The sequence below is a fragment of the Paraburkholderia azotifigens genome, from assembly GCF_007995085.1.
In the GTDB taxonomy this organism is placed as follows: domain Bacteria; phylum Pseudomonadota; class Gammaproteobacteria; order Burkholderiales; family Burkholderiaceae; genus Paraburkholderia; species Paraburkholderia azotifigens.
This window is the reverse complement of record NZ_VOQS01000003.1, coordinates 3,073,273-3,096,665: the sequence shown is the minus strand read 5'-3', so window position 1 is coordinate 3,096,665 and position 23,393 is coordinate 3,073,273. Positions and strand designations below refer to the sequence as shown.

Here is a 23,393-nt window from a genome sequence, read left to right as displayed (position 1 = left end):
AGCCGTTCGAAGGCCAAATGAGGGGGTTCTTGACTGTTTCTTATAAGAAATTCTTACCAGTGCCTTTGCAGGCCTGTTTCACTGCTGCTGACGTGGCCGGGAAAAGCTGATGGCATGCACCTTTGCTGCTCTGTGAGGCAGTGACGCGGACGTGAGGTCGACCACATCCGACTCAGTTCGATGGTCGACAGCTTCGTATTAAAAGCTGCGTTGAACATGGAGTCGACTTTGTATCGACATTGCGGCATGAACTGACCATCACGGTCGGATTCAGCTACATCGTCGGAGAGCGCTGTCAGCAGGGCTCTGAGCATGCGGCAGCGGCGTAATGTAGCGGCGAAGCTATATGCCTCTTGGAATAAACGCGAGCGCAACCGTCGACTGTCAACTTCAATCCGGCTGGACACCTCCGAGGTCGCCCAAGGGTACGCCGGGTAAGTGAACATCTGCTGCGCGAGCGTGCGGCCAAACGGCGTTTTGCGTTGCCGGAAGGCGTGATGCAGTTCCTGCCATTCTGGCATCCCACTGATGCGAATTTCGAATGATTCGAGCGTTAAGGTGCCAGACGCGCTGCCTTCAATGCCGGGCTCGATAGTTACGGAAAAGAGCGTCTCTGCGGGTATGTGCAAGCCCGTGCCATCGATAGCGGTGCATCGCTTCAGCGCTACCTCGGCATCTAGCTGGTGACATCCTGTGTGAGCGTGCCACAGAATTGGAAAAGGGAAGCGCACATTCTGGATGCTCACCGTTCTTGCTAGGCGGAAACGTAGATTCATGGCACGACTGCGGAGTTGAACATGGAGCGATGACGTAGTCCATCCCTCGATATGTCGGCATCCTACCGGACTACATGACATTTTTATCACGACTTTTATTTTCAGTGGCGCGGCACAACTACACGACTTCATGCGTCGGGCGCACAAAGTGTCGGCGACGCAACCCGTCTGGCAGCCGAGGCCTTGCAGGAAATCGCCCGGAAACTCCAGGTTCGGGTAATCACGGATGTATATAAGACTTTCCCTGACGGCTGCCAACCCCTGACCCGTCAGGGGTAATGATAAAAATGCATTACGTCCTGCATAGATATCGTTTGATGGCGTTCTTTTGACTACACAGAATTCTTTCAGCATCTTCGCATTTAGTTGCACACAGCGAGGGTGGTGTGGCCTGTCTTAAGCTTGGGCTGCAAATTAACGCCGAAATCGACTCTGGATATCAAAGGACATCTTCATGGCAAATCGTCTTTTCACCTACCACCGCGCGCTTGTCGTTACTGTGTCTGGTCTTCTAATCGCAGGCGGCGCCAGTGCGCAGGAAGTGGTGGTCAAGATAGGCGTCGCTGCTCCGCTGACGGGCGGAAGCGCGGCCTACGGTAAGGACATCGAGAACGGCGTGCGTATGGCGGTGGATGAGGCAAACGCGGCCCATCCGACTGTCGGCGGCAAACCGGTGAAATTTGTCGTCAAGTCTCAAGACGACCAAAGTGACCCTCGAATCGGCGTTCAGGCGGCTCAGTCGCTGGTTGATGACAACGTCGCGGTGGTAATCGGCCATTTCAATTCGGGAACGACGTTGCCGGCTTCGAAGATTTACGCCCGTGCCGGAATCCCGATGATTACGCCGGCAGCCACCAATCCGATGATTACGCAAGGAGGCGCAACCTCTGTCTATCGCGTGATTGCAACTGACGCGCAGAACGCCGGCAACGCTGGCACCTATGCCGTGACTGTTACCAAAGCAAAGCGAATTGCCATCATTGATGACCGTACAGCTTTTGGGCAGGGTGAAGCGGACGAATTCGAGAAGGCAGTCAAGGCGGCCGGCGGCAACATCGTCGCGCGTGAATTCACGAACGACAAGGCCGTCGACTTCAGCGCGCAACTCACGACCATCAAAAGCAGCAATCCCGACCTTCTTTTCTTCGGTGGCCTTGATGCGCAGGGCGCCATGCTGGTGAAGCGGATGCGGCAGTTGGGTATGAAGGCTCAGTTTCTCGCTGGCGGCGGAGTGATGGACGCAACGTTCCTCAAGCTCGCCGGAAATGCGGCGGAGGGAGCATCAGTCTGGGAGTATGGCCAGCCGTTATCGACCTTGCCGAAGGGCAAGGACTTCGAAGTAAAGTTCAAGCAGAAATTCGGTGTCGACATGCTCGCGTACGCACCGTTCGCATATGACGCAGCCCAAATTGCAATCACCTCTATCGAGAAGGCAAATTCGACGAAGCCCGCGGACATCAATGCTGCACTCAGGTCCGTCGATTTCACCGGCATCACCGGAAAAATTGCGTTCACGCAGACGGGCGACCTGAGAAATCCGAGGTCGACGATGTATCAGGTCAAGAACGTCGCCTGGGTGCCGGTTACCACGAAGGCCTCGGACTGAATTTCCAGCGTTTTCGTCGGGGACATACGCGCCTTCCTGGTCGCGCATCACGGCCCACAGTAGGTGGCAGCTGGCCTGCGGGAGTTTCTGATGAGAAAAATGCACTGTGCAGCGGGCGCATTCCCCATTTATTCAATCGGCGCAAAAAAACTAGAAACATTGCCTGGCTTATTGTCGGGCAGGAAGCGGAAGCGTATAGTTTCCTAACTTACTCAATTCTCGTATCGGAAACAGAAGGGGCGTTACTGTGAAGGCATCCACCATCCTTTCGGAACTCGGCATTTCTCATCAAGCGGAAGTCGGTGACATCGAAGTTCGTTCGCCTATCAACGGCAAAATCGTCGGCCGCGTGGCCAGCCAGACGGTTGCCGACGTCGATGCTGCGCTCGCATCGGCGCAGGAAGCATATAAGACATGGCGCAACGTTCCGGCTCCACGTCGTGGAGAACTGGTGCGTTTGCTCGGTGAGAAGTTGCGTGAACGCAAGCAGGCGCTCGGAAGTATCATCACCCTCGAGACCGGCAAGATTCTTCAGGAAGGCCTCGGCGAAGTTCAAGAGATGATTGACATCTGCGACTTCGCGGTCGGCCTGTCGCGCCAGCTTTATGGTCTGACTATCGCCTCGGAACGTCCGGGCCATCGCATGGCTGAAACGTGGCATCCGATGGGCGTTTGTACCGTCATTTCCGCATTCAACTTCCCGGCTGCGGTGTGGTCCTGGAACGCTGCACTTGCTCTCGTCTGTGGCAACGCGGTCATCTGGAAGCCGTCTGAAAAGACCCCGCTGACCGCGTTGGCCGTCGAAAAGATTCTGCAAGACGCGCTGAAGGAATTCGGTGACGCACCGGCGGGCCTCACGGCCCTCGTCAATGGTGGTCGCGACGTGGGCGCAAAGCTCGTCGCCGACGCGCGCTCCAACATCGTGAGTGCCACTGGCAGCACGGAGATGGGACGTACCGTCGGTATCGAGGTCGCTCGACGTTTCGGTCGGTCCATTCTGGAACTCGGCGGCAACAACGCCGGTATCGTCTCGAGCACGGCTGACCTGGAGCTCGCGCTGCGAGGCATCCTGTTCTCTGCTGTGGGTACTGCTGGCCAGCGCTGTACGACCCTGCGACGACTCTTTGTGCACGAAAGCGTCTATGACAAGGTTGTTGAGCGTCTCAAGACGTTCTACGGCAAGGTCGCAATCGGAAACCCGCTCGAACAGGGCACCCTGATGGGCCCGCTCATCGACGAGCCGTCGTTCAATCGCATGCAGGCCGCTCTCGCGCAGGCGAAGAGTGAAGGCGGCAAGGTTTTCGGCGGCGAACGTCACACAGTCGCTGGAAACGAAAACGGCTTCTATGTTCGTCCGGCGCTTGTAGAGATGCCCTCGCAGACTGAAATCGTCTTGAAAGAGACGTTCGCACCTATCCTGTACGTCCTGAAATACAGCGAGTTCAACGAGGCTATCGAGGCGAACAATGCCGCGCATCATGGTCTGTCCTCGTGCGTGTTCACAACTGACCTGCGTGAGAGCGAGCGCTTCCTGTCTGCATCGGGCAGTGACTGCGGTATCGCGAACGTAAACATTGGGCCGAGCGGCGCAGAAATTGGTGGCGCGTTCGGCGGTGAGAAGGAAACGGGCGGTGGTCGCGAGTCGGGTTCGGATGCATGGAAAGCGTACATGCGCCGTGCAACGAACACGGTCAATTTCTCCTCGGCGTTGCCGCTCGCTCAAGGCATCGACTTCAACATCGACTGATTGATTCCTTCAAACCGGTTTCGATGTGGGTCGCGAATCGGTGATGGTTATCTTGGACGCTCAGTTGTGAGCGTCCTCAATTTGGCAATTTGGAGCATGACGTGAGTTCTCAAGTCGTTATCGTTGGCGGCGGGGTAATCGGTAGTTCTATCGCCTATTTTTTGCGGGCTTCAGACCCGACGGTATCGGTGACAGTCATCGAGCGCGACCCTAGCTATGCGAAGTCGTCGTCTGCGCTATCGGCAGCATCTATTCGGCAACAATTCTCCACGCCGCTGTCCATTCAAATGTCGTTGTACGGCATTGAGTTCCTGAGAAACATCGGTGAACTCCTCGAGGTCGACGGTAACAAGCCGGAGATTGACCTTCATGAAGGTGGTTATCTCTTCCTGGCCACGCCCGCAGGCGAGGGCATCTTGCGTGAGAATCACGCGCTTCAGAAAAGCCTCGGAGCCGACATCGACCTCCTGTCGGCCGAGGCCCTGAAGGCGAAGTTCCCATGGTTGAACGTTGACGACTTGGTCGCCGGCGCGTATGGCGTGTCCGGGGAAGGTTGGTTCGACGGATATGGACTTGTGCAGGCATTGCGCAAGAAGGCGCAAGCACTGGGAGCGCGCTATGTTGCATCCGACGTTATCGGAATCGAATGTGATGGTCGCAAGGTGACTCATGTCCTTGCGAGCAATGGCGAGCGGTATGCGTGCGACACCTTGGTCAACGCGGCAGGCGCGTGGACTCGCACGATTTCGGAGATGATGGGCATTAATATTCCGGTCTACGCGCGTCGACGGAGCATTTTCAACGTCTCATCTCCCGCACGCCTGACCAACGCGCCGCTCCTCATCGACCCGACTGGCGTGTACTTCCGTCCCGAAGGCAAGACCTATATTACTGGTACGTCGCCGTCGGCGGACAATGATCCGGACGATTTGCCGCTCGATGAAGTCGACCACGACCTCTTCGACGAAGTTATCTGGCCCACGCTCGCGAATCGCGTGCCTGAATTCGAGGCATTACGCGTAGAGAACTGCTGGTCCGGCTACTACGAGTACAACGTGTTCGACCATAACGCAATCATCGGCTATCACCCGGACATCGAAAACTGCGTGTTTGCCAATGGGTATAGCGGGCACGGCCTGCAACAAGGTCCTGCAACAGGGCGGGGCGTGAGTGAATTGATTCTGGCCGGCAAGTACACCTCTCTGGACCTATCGTCTATGAGCTGGGGTCGTGTGCTTGAAAACCGACCTATCGTTGAGAAAAACGTCGTCTAGTTTTAACCTGCTCCGAATACATGAGTAGATAGCTCCTGCTCTCTTCGACAAAATGGCCCGACTCGTTCGGGCCATTTTATTTGGTCCGCCAGCGCATTGAGAAGACTTAATCAGCACCTCATTACCACATGAGTACAGATGCCTCTCAAGAGAGCCTTGTTCCGAAGGCACTTGCACGCTCGATTAACTCAAGGGTGATGAGAATTGCGCACTACCTAGTGCATAGATATCGTTTGATGATGCGGTTCTGGTTGACCACAATCCAAGACATGAATTCCTGATTTCTCCATACGCTTCGGATTGCTGCTAGTCTCAGTCAACCGCATCGTTTCGTTGAAGAACCATACGCCATCAACAACTGGCCATAGAACGACGATATGTACAAGTTCACACCGCCTTTCCAAAACCCCTCAGGTTCGCCCATTCGTGAACTGTTCAAGTATCTGAGTGAACCAGGGATGATTTCTTTCGCTGGCGGATATCCAGCCAGTGACCTGTTCGATGTTGAAGGATTGCAAACAGCAACGGAGCGCGCTTACAAGACCCCGGTCCGATGCCTCCAATACGCGCCCACCGACGGTATCCCCGAGTTGAAGCAGCAACTGATTGCGCTGATGGCGCAGCGGGGTGTCGAGTGTGCAAACGACGAACTGGTCGTCACGACCGGCTCGCAACAGGGATTGGACCTCCTGCTTCGTGTTCTGGTGAATGCTGGTGATGTAGTACTCACGGAGCAGCCTGCGTATCCTGCGACTCTGCAAGCACTGAAGCTCCAACAAGCATGGATAGTGACCGTACCCGTTGACGCGCATGGACTGGATGTCGACCGCCTTTCGAACTTGCTTTCTTCCGGCGCCGTTACCGCGCCGAAGCTTCTCTATACCGTGCCGACGTTCGCGAATCCGACTGGTGCGACTCTCTCTGAGGAGCGGCGGATCGCATTGCTCAAGCTCGCGGTGAAGTACGAGTTTCTCATCATCGAAGACGACCCTTACGGCGACTTGAGGTTTGCGGGGGAAAAGGTGCCCTCGATTTTGTCTCTCGCCTCTCAAGTAGACGGGGCGCGTGACTGGGTCGTTCATTTCGCGAGCCTCTCAAAAATCGTCGCTCCGGGACTACGCATTGGTTGGACCGTGGCGCCCAAAGAGATTGCTCGCCGCTGCGTCATTGCGAAACAGACTGTTGACCTGTGCAGCACACCCTGGACTCAGGCGACTGCGGCGGAGTATCTCGCTGATGGCGCACTTCAACGTCATCTGCCGCGCATTACTGCGATGTACAAGCGCAAGAGTGACGCGCTATGCAATGAGCTGCGCGCCCAGTTTGACGAGAGATTGGAGTTTCATGAGCCCGAAGGTGGCATGTTCGTCTGGGCGCGTATCGATGGCGTCGATGCCTCAACGCTCTTGACGCGGGCCATTGAGAACAAGGTCATCTTCGTACCTGGCAAAGCATTCTTTGCCGACAAGGTCGACTCATGCACGCTGCGGCTTTCGTTCGCAGCGCCTGGTGTCGATGATATACAAGAGGGAGCAAAGCGGCTAAAGCGTGCTTACGACGAACTCCGTGCCGTGCTCGCTCCATCAGTTCAGTAGTTCAAGCGGGAAAAGGTGCTCGAAATGAAAGTAATGGTCGCCGTAAAGCGTGTCGTCGACTTCAACGTCAAGGTCCGGGTCAAAGCAGACCAGTCAGGTGTTGAACTCGCGAACGTGAAGTTTTCCATGAATCCGTTCTGTGAGATTGCTGTCGAAGAGGCTGTAAGGCTTAAAGAAGCTGGCGTTGCGACTGAGGTGGTGGTCGTTTCCGCGGGTCCCGCTCCTTGTCAGGAGACGTTGCGTACAGCGCTGGCAATCGGTGCAGACCGCGGAATCCACGTGAAAGTTGATACCGAATTGCAGCAGCTTGGCGTTGCACGCATTCTTCGGGCAGTTTACGGACGCGAGAAACCGGACCTGGTCATCCTCGGCAAGCAAGCCATCGATGACGATGCTAACCAGACCGGACAAATGCTGGCGGCGCTCGCCGATATCTCGCAGGCGACTTTTGCCTCCCATCTTCAGGTCGAAGACGGTGCAGCACTGGTCACGCGAGAAATCGACGGCGGGTCAGAGACCGTGAGCGTCAAATTGCCGGCGGTTCTCACGACGGACCTTCGCCTGAACGAGCCTCGCTATGTGACGCTTCCGAACATTATGAAGGCCAAGAAGAAACCGGTCGACGTGATTGAAGTTGCAGAGCTTGGCGTTGATATCAACCCGCGCTTGAAAACGTTGAAAGTGACGGAGCCGCCCACGCGCGCGGCGGGAATGATGTTGGCGGACGTTGCCGCGCTCGCCACCGTAGTGCAAGGCAAAGTAAAGTTAAGTTGAGGTTTGTCATGACGACACTGGTAATTGCAGAACACGACAATGCTGAACTCAAAGCGTCGACGCTTCATGCGCTGACAGCTGCACGGCAAATTGGCGTGCCCGTTCACGTATTCATCGCTGGCTTCGGCGCGACTTTGGTTGCGTCCGCCGCCGCGAATCTCGAAGGCGTAGCGAAAGTATTGCATGCTGACGCGGAGCACCTGGCAGCACACCTCGCGGAGAATCTTGAGCCGACGCTAGTCGCCGTCGCACAGCAATATTCGCATCTCATTTTCCCGGCAACCGCATTCGGGAAAAATGTTGCGCCGCGAGTCGCCGCCAGACTGGCTGTCAGCCAGATTTCGGACATCACCGCGGTTGTGAGCGCGGACACGTTTGAGCGGCCCATTTACGCCGGCAACGCCATTGCAACGGTTCAGTCGGCAGACGCAGTCAAGGTCTTGACCATACGCGTTTCTTCCTTTGAAGCATGCAAGGTGGACGCAGGAACGAATGCGCCGATTGAGCGGGTAGAAGCCGAGCCGGACCGAGAGCTTTCATCACTCGTAAATCGCAAGCTCACGAAGTTGGAGCGGCCGGAACTTACAGCGGCGAAGGTTATCGTCTCGGGCGGCCGCGGACTTGGGTCGGAAGAGCAATACAAAGCGATTCTGGAACCTCTTGCCGACCGGCTTGAAGCTGCGTTGGGCGCATCCCGGGCGGCCGTTGACGCGGGGTTCGTCCCGAACGATTACCAGGTTGGCCAGACAGGCAAGATTGTGGCGCCTGATGTCTACATCGCCGTCGGAATTTCAGGCGCCATTCAACACCTCGCCGGTATGAAGGACTCGAAGGCAATCATCGCCGTGAATAAGGATGCCGAGGCACCGATTTTCTCGGTTGCCGATTATGGGCTTGTCGGGGACTTGTTCGAGGTCGTGCCAGAGTTGGTCAACAGGCTTACTTAACACATAAGCCGTTCGGCGCGGTAGCGTGGCCGATACACGCAAATAATCAAGGAGCCACGAAATGGATATGAGGATACCAATTTGGGTCGAGGATGAGAGCAGCGAAACGGCTGCTCGAATCGTAAGACATCATTCGACGCAAATCGGTGCTGCACCGGGGTACGTTGCGGAAGTCTTCGAGCGTCTGGCTGCGGAACATGCCGACGCCAAAGACGATTCACCTGCGGTACGTGGGTATAACTGACCCTCGTAGTGTTGTTATTCAGCCAACAAAGATTGGTGCGCAAGCTCAATAGCATTAGTAGTCCAAATAGACAAAATGCAGACGAACCGCAGCACGCTGACGCGGCGGTACGTATGCCGCGCGCCGATTTCACTAAGAGGCGTTAACAAAATGAGTTCTTTAGTTTTCGCCAACAGATGATGCAACAGGCGAGTTTCATGAAGGCTTCGTGGATAAATGCGAGGCGTTCAAAGCGGATGCGCAGTCGTCGGAAGTTGTGAAGCCACGAGATAGTTCGCTCGACGACCCAGCGCGTTTTTCCAAGGCCGCTGCCATGAGGCTGGCCACGTCGGGCGATTTCAGTGGCGATGCCGGCAGCATGTAGCGGGCGCCGGTATTTGTCGTGATCATAGCCTCGGTCACCCTGCACGATGCGGGGCTTCGAAAGCGGCCGGCCGCGCTTGCCGGCAATGGGCGGGATCGCGTCAACCAGCGCGTGAAGCTGGGTGACATCGTGGCGGTTGGCGCCGGTGAGGATTACCGCGAGCGGGATGCCCTGCGCTTCGGTAATGAGGTGGTGCTTTGAACCAGGTCGCGCGCGGTCGGTGGGATTCGGTCCCGTTTTTGACCTGCGCCCACTGCGCGGATTGAGGAGGAATCGACAACGACGCGGGACCAGTCAATCTGTTCGGCCTCACGCAACCTGGCGAGCAAGACTTCGTGCAGCCTGTCCCAGACGCCGGCGGTCTGCCAATCCCGTAGACGGCGCCAGCAGCTCATGCCACTGCCGCAACCCATCTCGCGCGGCAGCAGGTCCCAGCGCAGGCCCGTCTGCAGGATGAACAGGATGCCGGTAAGCATGGCCCGGTCATCCAGTGGTTTGCGTCCGGGATACCGTGAACGGCGAGGTTTGGGTGGGGCAGCAACGGTTCAATGAGTGCCCACAACTCATCATCGAGTATCGGTTTGGCCATGGTCTCCTCGTCACCGAAACAATGACGAGGTTAACAGCAATCGTTGGAAGTTAACAGACCCAGGAAATCATTTTGTTAAGGGTTCTAAGTACGCGCAAAACACAGGTGGAATTTCTCGAAGCGTCGTTCGACTCGATGCCTGATTTCGGCGTCTGCACAAGGGATGCAGGTCCGGTACGTGGCCGGCAACCGGATGCTCGCTGCTCACAGCGGTCTCAGGCGTCGAGCAAACACTTTGCGACGAGCAAGGGCAACTTTTGCAGCGCGGCACAGGTCGAGCGCATATCACAGCAATCTACCTCTAACAGTCCCGTTTTCGAGCAGCCCATGTATCGTCTTTCTCAGGATGTCGCGGACAGCGGCCGCAGCGGGAGAAAGTGGATGATGTTCCGGCCACACGATGGACTGGACTCGCGTAATACCGGGCTCAGCAATCGGCCGAACGTCGAGAGCACCTGAGCGTACAGCGTCTAAGCAACTGCTGAAGGGCAATATCGAGGAGGCGACCTTTCCCTGTGCCACCCCAACGAGGATAGATAGGCTGTTTACCTCATAACGAACGTTGAGCGTCACGCACGTCAAATTAGCCATGCACTGAAGCGATGCGCGGAGCGGACGGCTATACATGTTTAGCTAGTGTTCTGTCCCAGAAATAACTTTGCATAGCCGAGCCACTTTCTGGAGGATCGAATCGGCGGTCGCGGTCCATACGAACGGCCGAACGCGGTGCCGCAACGCACGACAAATGCGAAAGCCGATTCCCGGTTGGCAAACTGTCCCAGGTCACAAAGGGATCTCGTCTCGCCATCCTCTTCAAGCACCGATGCGATGGCAGGGCCGTTGGCACGACGCAGTCGCACACCGCACAGCGGTGCGCCGCGGTTGCCTACGGACGGACCTCCGAGCATGATAAGACGTTGTGGTTCGGCGTCCGCGTTGACGCTCGAGCTGTACGAGCGAACTTGCCGCGGGAGATCAATGTGCGCATCCTGGTCGTCGGCCTGTTAATTTTTGTTGTGGCGGTGCCTCCTTCCAATGCACATGCAGAGGTTGACCAACGCTGTGTATCCGTTCAGGCGAGTATCTGCAGTTCCACATTCGCGCAATGTCAATGCACATCCGCCGGTCGGACGGACGACGCCAATGGCGTGGCGGAGCAGCAGAGACGATGCGCCCGGGATTGCCAGGAGGCATATCAAAAATGTGTGTCGAACGCGACGCGATCCTGTTACCGATAGGGCATCAGACCATTGGGATCGCGCCATCCATGATCGCGGAGGCGGATTACGTCTGAAGGGCATTGCAGTGATTGCGCACGCCGTGGAGGATTGCCGCCATTCCGATTTGAATGCCAAAGACCGAGCTGCTTCCGTCGGGCATCCGGCGAGTTCCGTGAACCGACCAGTGCAATGACGATTTTCTGCGTTGCGCGGATGGCAACTATCGGTAGCTGATAGTTGCCAATCCATATGCAGATCGGCGAGAGCGTTGCGCGAATGGTAGCGCACCCAAACCGGCCGTCCGATCCTCTTCAAAGCTGTCGTTCGACCACGCTGGTTAGCCTGCTACTGAAGTTTGAGCCTTTCTATCATGAATTGAGCTACGTCAACACGCGAATTGCGCGATTCGCGCAGCCTGATCAAGCTGGCCGCCTCGAAGGGAGCGGTAGCTAACTGAATCGAGACGCGCATGTGGAGATTCTCATGAAGCCACTCATGGCTGTTGGACTGGCCACAATCGGTGGGGTTATTGCGTTCCGGTGGCTATCACCGGAGTTGCGCAGTCGTATGGCTGCCAGAATGAAGCATCGGATGACTTCGGGACTGGAACACATGATGGCGAATCTTCCCGAGGATGCTCCGCCCAAACTAATCATGTCCGTCTTGCCAAGACTTCAAGCACAAAACGAGGAGATCATTACCTTGTTGCGAGAACAGAACGTGCTTCTTCGCGACCAGCAAGGCAATGTCCACTGACAACGGGTTGGTCAGAGGTGACACATGGCGGCAGATGGCCCAAACGACCAAGGCGTAGAGAGTGCGCACGCTCTGGCCAGGAAACTGGACACCATCGGGTGGGGCGTTTTCTTGATCTGGATCGGTATAGCTTTCCTGGCGGACGCCGGCTGGGAGTGGGACTTCTCGGTATAGGCGTAATTGCCATCGCGGCGCAGGTGGCGCGGAAGTATTTCGGGGTTCGTATCGAGCGGTTCTGGCTGCTAATCGGGGGCGTGTTCGCAGTGTGTGGGTGCTGGGATACCTTTGCAGCTCATCACGCTTGGCAGCCCCCTTGAATTCCTGCGGGGCCGCGAAGGAAAAGGAAGTTGCCAGCCCGGTTCGATCGAGACGATTGTCAGGGACTGCCTTCGCTCGGACTCAGTTCGCTCATGGAGCGATTTCTTTGCCCGCAATGACGCGTTTTGCAGCGGCGTGCCACTTGAGGGGGATCTTCACAAAAAGTTTTCGAATCGCGAGCTAAACTTCCGCTATAAGACGTGGGACTCAATGATGGGATGCGCACACAACGCCTACGTATTTGATACTTTGGTGCTCGATACGCTTCTCGGTCGTACCGATGCAAGCGCGCCGGCAGTATTGACCACCCGCCCATTTGACAAGTAGAGGTAGAGCTACGACTGCGGTTTGCGATCCATGATATGGCACTCGAGAACTTCGCAAAACATCGGCCATACCGACGCGTGCTCGCGATAGCCCTCCCGGCCGTGCCGCGCATCTGCTAGCTAGCTCCAGTTCCTTATGACGATGCGCAACTTGCTGGCAATGCTCGGTTGCGCGGTCGGCGGCGAGTTGACATCGATCTCGAACAGCATGGCGCCATTGACGATCTGGACATTCGCGGGCGTGGAGGCGTCGTTGGGCGTTTCGCTCTGAATACCGTACTGTATCGACCAGCCGACTGGCGCAGCAGGATCCACCTTCGCTTCCACTACGACGAGTTTTCGGACGAGGTATCCCCTTCAAAATGCCGCTTGAGCCACAGAACACCGTCGATCTCATAGTCGGGAACGAGTACGACACACTGCCGTCCTGGCGCTGGCTTTTCGCCGGATCGAGGAACAACGAAAAAAGATGAGGGCTGTTGTCCTGGCTCGCAGCGAGCACGCCATTCGAGTCCTTCGGAAATAGTTCATCGTATGTACGTTGAATCGCAGAGTTCTCACGCACCACACGCCGATGGAGCTGCCATTGGCTCCCGCGCAACGACGCGACGATCTCGAAGCGATACGACGCTCGCACCGAGTTTGGATCCCTGTTGTAGGCCGTCTGAACCTCGTCCGGCAATGTGACGTTGGATACATCTAGAAATCCGTCCGCACGTACCGACCCGAACAGAAAACGCTTGTCCTCGTGGGCGGTGGGGGAATCCAGTGATGGGTTGGTGCGCATGGAGAATGCAACGACCTTCGGGGTCTCTGAGGACAAGCGGATCGAGTCGCCGCGCGCCCATGTGCCCAGCAGCCGCTGCAGTTCACGAATCTGCTTCATGGCTTCGGCCAGGTCCGATGCCGGCACCACCTGCTCCCCGGCACTCACCGCCGACAGGCTGCCGTCCCGAAAGAGCTAGCGCCACGCAAACACCTGGTTCGCATTCACCTGATGACGACGGGCTACCCCGGAAACGGTGGCTCCGGGTTCGAAGGTTTCACGCACAATCGCCAGTTTCTCTTCAACCGAGCGGCGTCGGCGTTGCTCCGGCTGGGTCAGAACCTCAACGGGTTCCATGTTGTTAGTTGTAGGCTTAAACATAGGCGGAAGACTTCCTCATAGTTTAAGCGTTACCCAGTGTCCGGTTTTCGCGGGGGCCGGCCCACAAACACAGTCCGTCGACCGTCATCGATACGCTTTCGAAGATCCGCTATCTCAAGCAATTGGGCGCACATTCCTGGGCGCTCGACGCAGTGCCTGTCGAGAAGCAGCGCGCGTACGCACAGCGCATTCAGGCGCGCCGTCCCGCGAAGGTCCGTGAGCTGCTGCCATCTAGGCGCACGCTTGAAGTTGTCTTTTTTCTTCGCATTACCCTGCTTGAACTGACTGACGCTTTGCTCTACCAGACGGCTCGTCGCGTATCCGATCTTGTACGTCAGGCCTATGACAAAACCACTGTCAAACAGGCTCTTCTGGCCATCGACTACCCGGCGTGGGCATCCGTTCACTGCTGGGTGCGCTTCATATTTGACATAAAACCCGCTGGCGTTCGACACCCGGGGTATCCGTTCTTTGATGCATTTTCTGTCGGTTTTCACCGTCTGGCTGCTGATGGTCAAGCCGGCGCTCGCGGGCCGGCCCACGAACGTATGCAACATGACGAGCCGGCATCGCGGGCGCAGGCGCTGCTCGGCGAGGTCCTGCGCCGGGAGCGCGAGGGCGACCCGTACGAACTGGTCAGTTCGCGTCAGGAATTCAGCCGGCTGCACGAAGGGTTGGTCGAGCCAACGTGGCGACGCGGAAAGAATGCAGCGCCGGTGATTGGTAGCGGCTTGCTCGCGCAATGGCCGGCGAGCCTTGTGAGGGATCATCCCTGTCCCCGAGGGTTCGTGACGCACAGACCGATTTCCTGACTGCCTGCGCAGCCGGGAGCAAAATCGTGGGGGTTTTCTGATCACGGGAATCCGGCTGACGGGGTCGATCGCGTTATTCGACATGTGCGCCGATCTTTTGCAGTCGTCAAACGGAAACCCGCTAATCTTCAGGCACGCGATAGCCACGGTGCACGAGCCCCTACATGCCAGTCTTCAGCAAACGCGAAGCTAAAAGCGAACATCACCAACAACGAGCGGTTTCAGTATCTACGTCAACGCACCATCTGACGTCAACGAAACCGGACCCCACAACGTTATGGCAGTGGACGACGCAATGAATCGTCGCCTTACCACTGGAGACTCCGGATGAAGAAGCTTGCTGCCGCCTTGGTTACCTCCCTGTTTGCTACGGTCGCGTTCGCCCAGGCTTCCGCACCTGCCGCAACCGCACCCGCAGTTGCCGCTACGGCGCCCGCCACGAAACCGGTTCCCGCCCACAAGACGACGAAGCACATTCATAAAGTGAGTCACCACGTGACACACAAGAAGGCGGCGTAACAGGAAGCGGTCCTGATGTGGAGTACCAAACCCTGCTTCGGCAGGGTTTTACGCATTGAATGAATGGTTCTAAACGGGGGGCGGGGTAATCGCTCGTTCGAGCTACGGAGACACCGTCAAGGTGTTCGCGGCAGTCGGTGGGCGCGGCTGCATCGGTTTCTGCAAACAACGCTGCCTGATGCGAACGGGAGCACTTTGTCGCCAAGGCATTCGCGGCGGCCCGTGGGCGGGGCCGTCAAGGTGGGCAGGCTCACGCCGGTCCGCTTCAGAATCCCGCAAACGCTGCCTTATGCGAGCGCGAGTGTCTTGGCTCTTAACGCCCCGAGATTTCACGTGACGGTGCGCCGCTAGACTCTCAGCCTCCTGTTCGCGGCCGTAGCGCTTCGTTGTCGGTCCATCCGGTGCGTTCGGTCTATGTGTGCGGCCCAGTTCAGTATCTCGCATCCGTGTCGATATACAGACATGGACAGAAGCGCATCTCGACAGATCCTCCAGTCGGCTCATAGCACCCCGCCGGCCGTCGTTAACCTTCGCACCGACCTGTCGGTTGCCGCGCCAGCAGATTGAGTACGACACGGTCTTTTTCGGTTTGCTGAACGACAGTGTCGGTTTGACGAGCATGGAGGAGCGGGTGAACCTGCTGGAAAGCTGACTGCGGCGTACGCACAGTTGGACCAGCGAGGGTTCCTCGCGGGGCGACCGGTTCGCTCATTACGACCGATTGCGTCGCAGGGAAGACGCCAGTTTCTCTCGATGAACGCAGGTCTGCTCGGGCGAGGGATGTGATTCTGATCCTCGGGGAGACGAGCCCGAAGCATCATTGAGATCGCCTGCGCTCGTTCGGGCAGAGGTGGTTTCTGAATGACAGGCCCAGGCTAACAACAATGTAACGCAGAACAATGTCCAGCACTGACGTCCTTCTTGTTGTCGCCATGGTGTCATGCATCGCCAGCGCTGGCGTGCTTGGTAGCCTCGCCCGTCATCGCATTGCAGGTCTTGGCCAATGGCTCGCCGCACACTGCATTCTATTTGTGGCATTCGGCGTGCTCGTCTCAAGGCGCGGCAGTTACCCTCCCTCGATCGTACTCGTTGCATGTGTGTGCGTCCTCACGGCCGCTGCGCTGATCTTGCAAGGCTGCCGACGCTTTGCCGGTCGCCCGGCTATCCTGCGATACGAGTATCTGGGCCTGGCGGTGTCATTTGGTGCCGTGTTCTATTGGGCTGTATTTGCGCCCGATGAGAATGCGCGAGCGGGCGTGATGTCGGCTGTGCTCGGCTATACACGGATGGCCGCGGGCTGGACCATCTGGAATACCCGGGCACTGCGTCGGCGCCAGTACGGTCATTGGCTGGTCATCCTCGGCGCAGCTGCCGGTACGGCAGTGCATGCGTCGAGAGTTGTTCAGTGCATTGTCTTCGCGAGTCCCACGACGAGGGTCCTGGAGCCGACGGCATCGAACATCGCTTTCATCGCAGCGGGCATTCTTTCGCTGCTCCTGCTGTCAATTGGGCTCGTCATGCTGGTGAACGACAGTCTTGTGGACCAGGCGCAACGCCTCGCAACAGTTGACGAGCTGACAGGTCTGCTTGCAAGACGTGAGCTTCTGTTGCGTGGCGGAGCGCTGCTGGAGGATGCCCGTTCCTCGCATTCGCTGCTCTCGGTTGCCATCATTGACCTCGACGATTTCAAGGTTATCAACGACCGTTACGGGCATCCTGCTGGCGACCGTGTTCTGCAGAACTTTGCCATTGAGGTGTCCCGACAGCTTCGACGTACGGACGTTTTCGGGCGACTTGGTGGGGAAGAGTTTGCAATTTTCCTCCCTCAGACTGGGAAAGAGCAGGCGGCCGGACTGATCGAATCGGTTTTGTTGTCGGCCACGGCCAGCAAAACAGAAGAAGGCCAACCCCGCTGGACCTTCAGTGCCGGTATCGATACATGCCGGTTTGACGATACGCTCACCGACCTGATAACTCGCGCTGACGCAGCGCTGTATCGCGCGAAGCGGAAGGGGAAAGGGCGAGTCGAACTGGCGAGTCCTGACTCGCTAGCTACCGCGTGACGCTTACCGTGCACGCGACGATCACGTCGAAGCATATCTTGTCAGGGTGATCTTACTTTCCGTACATTTTCGGGCGGGAACGGCACAGGTAGGCGCTTATAGGAAGTGCATGGAAAGCCTCATGCCCATTAGGCGCGAGCTGACGGACCGGTCGTCAGTGCCATGCCGACGCTCGGAGACGGACGGCGGCTGGTCCGTTGCATGCTGATTTGCCGCCATTGCAAGCCCGGGCGGACGAGTGGTACTTCTCGTGGTAATGAATGAGTCTTCCCGGCCAACATGAGACGGTCGCCGGAAGCATCGGCCAGACATTCAAGCGTCGGCGGCCTCTCCAGAACGGTCATCCAGTCGATCTCTCAAGTTTCTCGCCCGATGGTCGTATAAACGATGTCATCGCTCGATAGTCGGGCATGGATTAAAAATGCATCTTCCTCGTCTTCTGCTACTCCCATTTCGCGCATTCGAGAGTGGGATGGTCGCCTCCGGCATCATCATTTCGTTTTTCTATACGGTCGTACTTTTGCTAATAGGAGCGCTGGTTTACGAAATTATCAACTACGCAGGTGTAGCGCCCCGAGTTGGTGAGGCCAATGTGGCGAGGCGTCTTGTTCCCGCGCATTGGGAATGGCAAAGCCGAGGGCGCGCCATCATGCGGGTCTATGTGGAGGACTATGAAGTCCTTGATCTAGTCATCGACGGTCAGAAGATCGTGTATCGGCCAATTCCGTGGATTATGGAGCGGGCGAAGAGCGATACCACCGCGCCTGTCGAATATACGACGGGTCGGCTGAATGGCAAGATAAATGTCAGAAAATTTATGTACTTGTGATGGGGCGCAACGGTGAAGAAACACACGACCCATTGGGAATATGTGCGATCAGTTCGCCAACAGGTTGTCTCAACAGCGCAGGCGATGCTCGACGGGCGGTTGAGCTTTTTGATCGGTTCACGACAACTGGCCGGTTTGCGCCATGAGACCGATATCACTGACGACGACGCAGATTTTTTGATTTTCGTGGCTATCGATTCAGAAACCGATGCGTTCCCGCTTGGTTCAGTTCGAGAGCATTGGGATCAGCGTGCTCTAGCAAAGCTTGAACCCAAGATCAAAGAGGCTGAATTTTGGGCTTCTACCGTAGGAGCCGATGCGTGCAGGTCGTTGATTGCGAGGTTTGCCGAGTAGATGCAGATCCACCGAAGGACCGTTTTGGGGTTGCGAGCAGCCCTTGACACGCGCCAGAAACGACCGGCAGCAACGGGTCGACTGCGGAAGCTGGCACATCGCGCGACCCATGGCGATCAGCGGCGTCAGACGAACTTCCGGGTTCGGCCATGAACGGACACCGGCACTGGATGCCAGATCGTCGACAATTTTAGGTATCTTGGTTAACCGGCAAAACGGTGCGCTTGTCGTCTGCAGAATCACGCCTCGTGCCGTTTTTACTTCGAGGAACACCACCTTTGAACGAACCCGAATTCGTTGCGACTGTTCAACAGTTGACTGCAATTCAAGATGGTGGCAGTCACGCGTTAATCATCACGGCCGCCGTCGCACGGGAGATATTTGATTGGCCAGTTTAGGCTGAAAAGAGCAGTACTATTGTTTTTGGGGAACAGATCCCGATGATCTTGGTGCATACGGCGTCTGCGGAGATCCTCTTTATTGCTGGTGGGACTAAGAATGCCAGTGGCGCGTCTTTCCGATTTTTCCCATTAGCCGTAAGAGCACCGTTCGCTTTCGATCTCGCGCAACTTCCGCTTAGGGTCGACCGCCGATCGCCGTCGGCCCGCGTTCGGCCATGAGTGATCGGTCGAGGTCGTCGTCCAGTTTGAGTAGTGCAGGTCTCGTCCGCACCCGCTCAATGGCGGGTCTCCGGCGAGCCAATTGCGGTTCGTACTGCTTCAACCCGGCCAATACCGGCACTCGACACTATCCCAAGGATCGTTGACAGTCTAGGAGCATGTCCTTGACGTTGTTCCGCATCCGATTTTGGTACCCGCGTGATCTCTCTATGTGACGACCGTATTTTCCGAACCCGTCGTCGCCATGCATGTTGCTTAAGCTGGGCTCGCCACTCCCTATTGGTACGCGTCTTACCTGATGCTCCGCGATGAATTTAAGGTAGTTGCTGCCCTGCGCGACAGTGTCCGGTATGCAGCACCAGGCGCATAAAACATAAGTAAATTTTTCGCTCCACTAGAATGCCCAGCGCATATTTAACCTTTTCCATTCCCATTTATCGATTTTTTAAATTCGGCAAATGGTTTATTCGTTTTATTCTTGTAAAATCGCGCACGTTAAATAGTAACGGACAAAAAGAGGCTTATGGGGGCGCAGGACGTTATCGCGGCCATTACTGGTCGTCTTGCACAGGGCGACCGGCTGTTGAAACTGGATACGCCGCTCGGCAGCGATGTACTTGTACCGCAACGAGTGGTCGGCAAATCGCGCATCGGGCGGCACTTCGAGTTCACGCTGGACGTCGTTTCGACGTCGTCGAACATCGAACTCAAGAAACTTATCGCGCAGCCCGTTACGCTCTGGATCCAGCAGTCCGATAAGTCCTATTTGCCGCATAACGGTTTTGTCCATACCGCACGCCGGCTCGGTTCGGATAGCACGCTAACGAGCTATCAGATCGGCTTTGCGTCGTGGATGCATTTCCTCAAGTTCAGGCGCGATCAGCGTATCTGGCAGGACGTGAGCGTCGAAGAAATCGTCAGTGATGTTTTCAATGCCCATCCTCAGGCTCAAGGACGATTTCAGTTTGCACTCTCCGGGCAGTTGCCTACGCGTTCGTATTGCCGGCAGGACGAATACGACTGGAACTTCGTGCATCGATTGCTGGAGTCGGAAGGCCTTTGTGGTTTCTGGCGGCAGGCAGAGGATGGGAAATCGCACACGCTGACGATCACAGACAATCTGTCGTCATTCAAGCCCCCGTCGCCGCAAACGGTGAACTTCTTCCGTGCTGGAACGAACAGTGAAACGGATGCACTCACGCAATGGTCAGGCACGCGCACATTGCAAAGCGCGCTGCTGACGACGCGTACGTTCGACTATAAAAGTCCCGCCAGTGTCTATAATCCCAAGGGCACCAGCACGCCGACGATGCCCACACAGGGCGCATTGCCGGCGCAGACCGAGGTGTACGAATATACCGGTGCTTATACCTACGGCCAGCAGGATCGCGGCGATCAGCTTTCGCGTATTCGCATGGAAGAGTGGGAGTCGCGAGCGAAGCGCTTTCATGGTGTCGGCGGCGTGCGCGGTATCAATGCCGGACAGCGCTTCACATTGAGCGGGCACCCCGATCACGATCGCGATGCGGCGGATCAGCGGGAATTCGCCGCGATCGAAACCGTCTGGACGATCGAGAACAACCTGCCTGTCAGCAGCGATGCGCCCGTCTTTCCGTATAGCCTTCAGGCAACTGTGGCAGCAGTGCGTGCGCGACATGAAGGTGAATCTGCGTTGAGTGGATTGGTCAGCGATGGATCAGAAGGTTTCTATCGCGTCGATGTCGAGGCGCAACGAACGACAGTGCCTTATCGCAGTCCGTTCGAGCACGCGAAGCCGGACGTGCAGCTTGAATCGGCGATTGTTGTCGGCCCGCAGAACGACGAGGTCTATACCGACGAACTGAATCGCATCCAGGTGCGCTTCGTTTGGGACCGGCTCCATAGCGGCGACGAACGGGCGTCCTGCTGGCTGCGCGTCGTGCAGTCGGATGCGGGCGGTGGTTATGGTGGCGTGCATCTGCCGCGTGTTGGCGAGGAAGTCCTGGTTGATTACGTCGATGGCGATTGTGATCGTCCGATTGTGGTGGCAAGGGTCTACAACGGCGCGGCGAAACCGCAGTGGCATTCGAATGGTTTGCTGTCTGGCTATCGTTCGAAGGAATTCGGAGGTAGTGGATACAACCAGATGGTGATGGACGACGCGACGGGCCAAAACCGCTTGCGCCTCTACAGTACGACGGCAAATTCTGGTCTGCACCTGGGCTATCTGGTCGCGCAAAATGGCAACACGCGCGGTGCGTATCTCGGCAGCGGTTTCGATCTCGCCACAGACAACTACGGCGCGGTACGGGCTGCCGAAGGTCTCCTCATGACGACGTACGCGAAGAGCGTGGGCAGCCAGCAACTGGATGTGAGCGAGACGCGGCAGCAAATCACGAATTCACAGGGTGTGATCGATGCGATGTCCGCGGCTGGCGAGATGCATCAAGCGGAGAACCTCAAGGGCGGTTCCGACGCGTTGAAGTCGTTTGCCGATGCGATGCAAGACAGCGTCGAGGGTTCAGCCTCGGGTGGTCGAACAGCGGGCGGCGGCACGGGCAGTGCGAATGCGTTCGCGCAACCCGTGATCGCGCTCGCGAGTCCGGCGGGTATCGGCATGTCGACGCACGATTCGACGCATGTGTCGGCGGCACAGCAGATCAATCTGGTCAGTGGGCAAAGCACGCATATCGCAGCGGGTAAGTCGCTGATCGCAAGCGTGGGGGAGACGCTCAGCCTGTTTGTCCAGAACGCAGGGATGAAACTCTTCGCGGCCAAGGGCAAACTCGAGATTCAGGCCCATGCCGATAACATCGAACTGACCGCGCAGAAGACCTTCAAGGTACTGTCGGCGACGGAAAACATCGAAGCGGCGGCGAAGCAGGAGATCCTGCTCACGTCTGGGGGCGCGTATCTTCGGATCAAAGGCGGAAACATCGAGATTCACGCGCCAGGGAAGATTGACATCAAGGGAAGTCAACATTCGTTTGCGGGGCCGATGGGCGATGTGTATCCGCTGCCGTCGATGCCGAAATCCATCTGCATTCCTTGCCTGCTCGCTGAATACTCGCAGGGCGCGCTGCTGGGTACGAAATGAGTTCAAACGTGTCCGTCAACGAGTCTATGGCGCCCGGAGCGCTGGAGCAGGAAATCGCCGGGTTCCATGCACACGCCGCTGGACGGGTGCTTTATGCCCTGGTATATGGCGTCGCCTATCCAACGCTTTTCTCTGTGCTATCGGAGAAAGCGCTGGATTTTACGGCGACCCCGAACATCGAGCTGGTGTTCGACGCGCCGGATGACATCGGCGCACGGCAATTCGGGCCATTCGTCATCGCAATCCACTCGCCGCAGTCCGATGTAGTGCGCCTGCTTTGCGAGAAATGTGTCGAGGATCCACGCGGGTTATCGTTCATCGTGTCACCGCTTTCGCTTCAACGCCTGACCGACGCGATCCGGATTAGACTGGATGCCAGATGCGACGACGGAACGGAATGGCAGGTCAAACTGTTCGACACACGCGTGATTCCCGTATTGGTAAAAGCATTGACGGAATACCAATTGAAGTCGTATCTCGCGATGTTGGACGAATGGTGGTATCTGGATCGCAAGGGTTCGCTTCAGAAAGTGATCCACGAGTTTCAGGCCGATGCGCCATATCTCGCGCCACTGAAGTTGAACGATCGACAGGTAAGCGTCTTCACCGACGCGGGGGTCGTCGATTCAATCTTATATATGTTGGCGCAGACGGACGACGATTTGCTGGCAATGATCGATGAATCGATGCGCTACGACCTCGTAGCCGACGCGCTGAATGGGGCGAGTGATCAGGAAAGGAACAGTTCTTTGCTGCTCGCCGACCGTGCGCGTTGCGCGCTGATCGCATTTTGTGAGGACAAACTCGAGTGATGCGTTTGAGAAAACTGCTCAAGGTCGGAATTCTTGTCGGAGTCGGTATGGTGGGATCTTCAAGTTTGACGGGTTGCGCGAAAGAGCCGTATGAGCTCGAACTGGTCGGTTACGACTACACGGATCGGGCATTGCTGGACTTCGCGGTCAACGGCATATCGGGTGGCAACGTCTTTTTGAGTACAAAGACATCGGGTGGCGGCAAATACGCCTGCTGTGTGCTGCTCGATCGTTCGACGAAAACGCCGTTCACGATCGACGTCGACTACATGCGCGAAGCACTCGTGACCTATCCGTCGGACAAGATTGTCGAACCCGCCGACAAGGATCATCTGAAGGCGCACGTCGAAGTCAAAGGGCCTATTCCGGAGAAGCCTGCATATCTCGAAGTGCACTTCTATCCGGATGGACATATCGAAGGCGCGATTTCAGGTGACGACGGCCCTTCGCCACCGCGTTTGAAGCTCGAACGCCGTTTGCCTTACGTTCGCTGACGGGGCAGACATGCTCGACGATACCCAGCTTCCGCCATTGGCAGGATTACGCCCGTTGTCGCTCGAAGAGCGCAGGCAACGGGCGACCGCAATCGCTTGCCTTGACCCGTCGAAAAAGCCCGGAACGCCTG

Annotated in this window: 19 protein-coding genes and 3 pseudogenes; 17 read left to right on the top strand and 5 right to left on the bottom strand. The window is 57.0% G+C overall.

Annotation, left to right across the window (positions count from 1 at the left end):
• Window positions 1-53 precede the first annotated feature (53 nt).
• The gene (locus tag FRZ40_RS31120) at window positions 54-776 is read right to left on the bottom strand and encodes a hypothetical protein (RefSeq protein WP_147236653.1); all 723 of its coding nucleotides are present in this window, start codon (window positions 774-776) and stop codon (window positions 54-56) included.
• A gap of 454 nt (window positions 777-1,230) precedes the next feature.
• Here FRZ40_RS31120 and FRZ40_RS31115 point away from each other — a divergent pair, with 454 nt between their 5' ends.
• The 6 genes from FRZ40_RS31115 (at window position 1,231) to FRZ40_RS31090 (ending at window position 8,719) form a co-directional block, all read left to right on the top strand.
• Window positions 1,231-2,382 (top strand): branched-chain amino acid ABC transporter substrate-binding protein, encoded by a 1,152-nt coding sequence (locus tag FRZ40_RS31115; RefSeq protein ID WP_147236652.1) that lies wholly within the window; start codon window positions 1,231-1,233, stop codon window positions 2,380-2,382.
• A 247-nt stretch (window positions 2,383-2,629) separates the two neighbouring features.
• Complete coding sequence (amaB, locus tag FRZ40_RS31110; RefSeq protein WP_147236651.1) at window positions 2,630-4,129, top strand: L-piperidine-6-carboxylate dehydrogenase; 1,500 nt, start codon at window positions 2,630-2,632, stop codon at window positions 4,127-4,129.
• Between the two features lie 101 nt (window positions 4,130-4,230).
• The gene (locus FRZ40_RS31105) at window positions 4,231-5,403 is read left to right on the top strand and encodes an NAD(P)/FAD-dependent oxidoreductase (RefSeq protein ID WP_147236650.1); all 1,173 of its coding nucleotides are present in this window, start codon (window positions 4,231-4,233) and stop codon (window positions 5,401-5,403) included.
• Window positions 5,404-5,780: 377 nt separating this feature from the next.
• Window positions 5,781-6,998 (top strand): aminotransferase-like domain-containing protein, encoded by a 1,218-nt coding sequence (locus FRZ40_RS31100; RefSeq protein ID WP_147236649.1) that lies wholly within the window; start codon window positions 5,781-5,783, stop codon window positions 6,996-6,998.
• A 24-nt stretch (window positions 6,999-7,022) separates the two neighbouring features.
• On the top strand, window positions 7,023-7,772 hold the full coding sequence (locus tag FRZ40_RS31095; RefSeq protein WP_147236648.1) for an electron transfer flavoprotein subunit beta/FixA family protein: 750 nt from the start codon (window positions 7,023-7,025) through the stop codon (window positions 7,770-7,772).
• Window positions 7,773-7,780: 8 nt separating this feature from the next.
• Window positions 7,781-8,719, top strand: coding sequence for an electron transfer flavoprotein subunit alpha/FixB family protein (locus tag FRZ40_RS31090; RefSeq protein WP_147236647.1), 939 nt, complete (start codon window positions 7,781-7,783; stop codon window positions 8,717-8,719).
• Window positions 8,720-9,105: 386 nt separating this feature from the next.
• Here the strand turns inward: FRZ40_RS31090 and FRZ40_RS31080 are convergent.
• Both FRZ40_RS31080 and FRZ40_RS46240 read right to left on the bottom strand, forming a co-directional pair.
• Window positions 9,106-9,916, bottom strand: a pseudogene (locus FRZ40_RS31080) (IS5 family transposase).
• Window positions 9,917-10,201: 285 nt separating this feature from the next.
• On the bottom strand, window positions 10,202-10,507 hold the full coding sequence (locus FRZ40_RS46240; RefSeq protein ID WP_158647048.1) for a LysR substrate-binding domain-containing protein: 306 nt from the start codon (window positions 10,505-10,507) through the stop codon (window positions 10,202-10,204).
• A 1,112-nt stretch (window positions 10,508-11,619) separates the two neighbouring features.
• On the opposite strand from FRZ40_RS46240, the gene FRZ40_RS31065 reads away from it, so the two are divergent.
• The gene (locus FRZ40_RS31065) at window positions 11,620-11,892 is read left to right on the top strand and encodes a hypothetical protein (RefSeq protein ID WP_147236644.1); all 273 of its coding nucleotides are present in this window, start codon (window positions 11,620-11,622) and stop codon (window positions 11,890-11,892) included.
• Between the two features lie 285 nt (window positions 11,893-12,177).
• Window positions 12,178-12,537, top strand: coding sequence for a hypothetical protein (locus tag FRZ40_RS44535; protein WP_028371326.1), 360 nt, complete (start codon window positions 12,178-12,180; stop codon window positions 12,535-12,537).
• 119 nt (window positions 12,538-12,656) lie between these two features.
• On the opposite strand, the gene FRZ40_RS44530 is transcribed toward FRZ40_RS44535, so the two are convergent.
• Window positions 12,657-12,863, bottom strand: a complete 207-nt coding sequence (locus tag FRZ40_RS44530; protein WP_167528676.1) for a hypothetical protein — start codon at window positions 12,861-12,863, stop codon at window positions 12,657-12,659.
• Between the two features lie 523 nt (window positions 12,864-13,386).
• Window positions 13,387-13,659: pseudogene (locus FRZ40_RS31060) on the bottom strand (transposase); the annotation flags it as partial.
• An 80-nt stretch (window positions 13,660-13,739) separates the two neighbouring features.
• Between FRZ40_RS31060 and FRZ40_RS46235 the strand changes: the two are divergent.
• From FRZ40_RS46235 to FRZ40_RS31015, 9 genes and pseudogenes are all read left to right on the top strand, one after another.
• Window positions 13,740-14,069: pseudogene (locus tag FRZ40_RS46235) on the top strand (Tn3 family transposase); the annotation flags it as partial.
• Between the two features lie 430 nt (window positions 14,070-14,499).
• Window positions 14,500-14,688, top strand: a complete 189-nt coding sequence (locus FRZ40_RS46230; protein WP_147236854.1) for an RNA chaperone Hfq — start codon at window positions 14,500-14,502, stop codon at window positions 14,686-14,688.
• A gap of 134 nt (window positions 14,689-14,822) precedes the next feature.
• A complete protein-coding gene (locus FRZ40_RS31045) occupies window positions 14,823-15,014 on the top strand; it encodes a hypothetical protein (protein ID WP_028371323.1) in 192 nt (63 codons plus the stop codon).
• Window positions 15,015-15,913: 899 nt separating this feature from the next.
• Window positions 15,914-17,077: a GGDEF domain-containing protein gene (locus tag FRZ40_RS31040; protein WP_147236643.1), complete on the top strand. Its 1,164-nt coding sequence runs from the start codon at window positions 15,914-15,916 to the stop codon at window positions 17,075-17,077.
• Between the two features lie 472 nt (window positions 17,078-17,549).
• On the top strand, window positions 17,550-17,906 hold the full coding sequence (locus FRZ40_RS31035; protein ID WP_147236642.1) for a hypothetical protein: 357 nt from the start codon (window positions 17,550-17,552) through the stop codon (window positions 17,904-17,906).
• Window positions 17,907-17,918: 12 nt separating this feature from the next.
• Window positions 17,919-18,260 carry a DUF2489 domain-containing protein gene (locus FRZ40_RS31030; protein WP_147236641.1) on the top strand — a complete coding sequence of 114 codons (342 nt, stop codon included), beginning with the start codon at window positions 17,919-17,921 and terminating at the stop codon, window positions 18,258-18,260.
• A 1,143-nt stretch (window positions 18,261-19,403) separates the two neighbouring features.
• Window positions 19,404-21,956, top strand: coding sequence for a type VI secretion system Vgr family protein (locus FRZ40_RS31025; protein ID WP_147236640.1), 2,553 nt, complete (start codon window positions 19,404-19,406; stop codon window positions 21,954-21,956).
• An 8-nt stretch (window positions 21,957-21,964) separates the two neighbouring features.
• Window positions 21,965-22,768 (top strand): DUF4123 domain-containing protein, encoded by an 804-nt coding sequence (locus FRZ40_RS31020; protein ID WP_158647047.1) that lies wholly within the window; start codon window positions 21,965-21,967, stop codon window positions 22,766-22,768.
• Window positions 22,769-22,815: 47 nt separating this feature from the next.
• Window positions 22,816-23,262 carry a DUF3304 domain-containing protein gene (locus FRZ40_RS31015; protein ID WP_158647046.1) on the top strand — a complete coding sequence of 149 codons (447 nt, stop codon included), beginning with the start codon at window positions 22,816-22,818 and terminating at the stop codon, window positions 23,260-23,262.
• The last annotated feature ends 131 nt before the right edge of the window (window positions 23,263-23,393 follow it).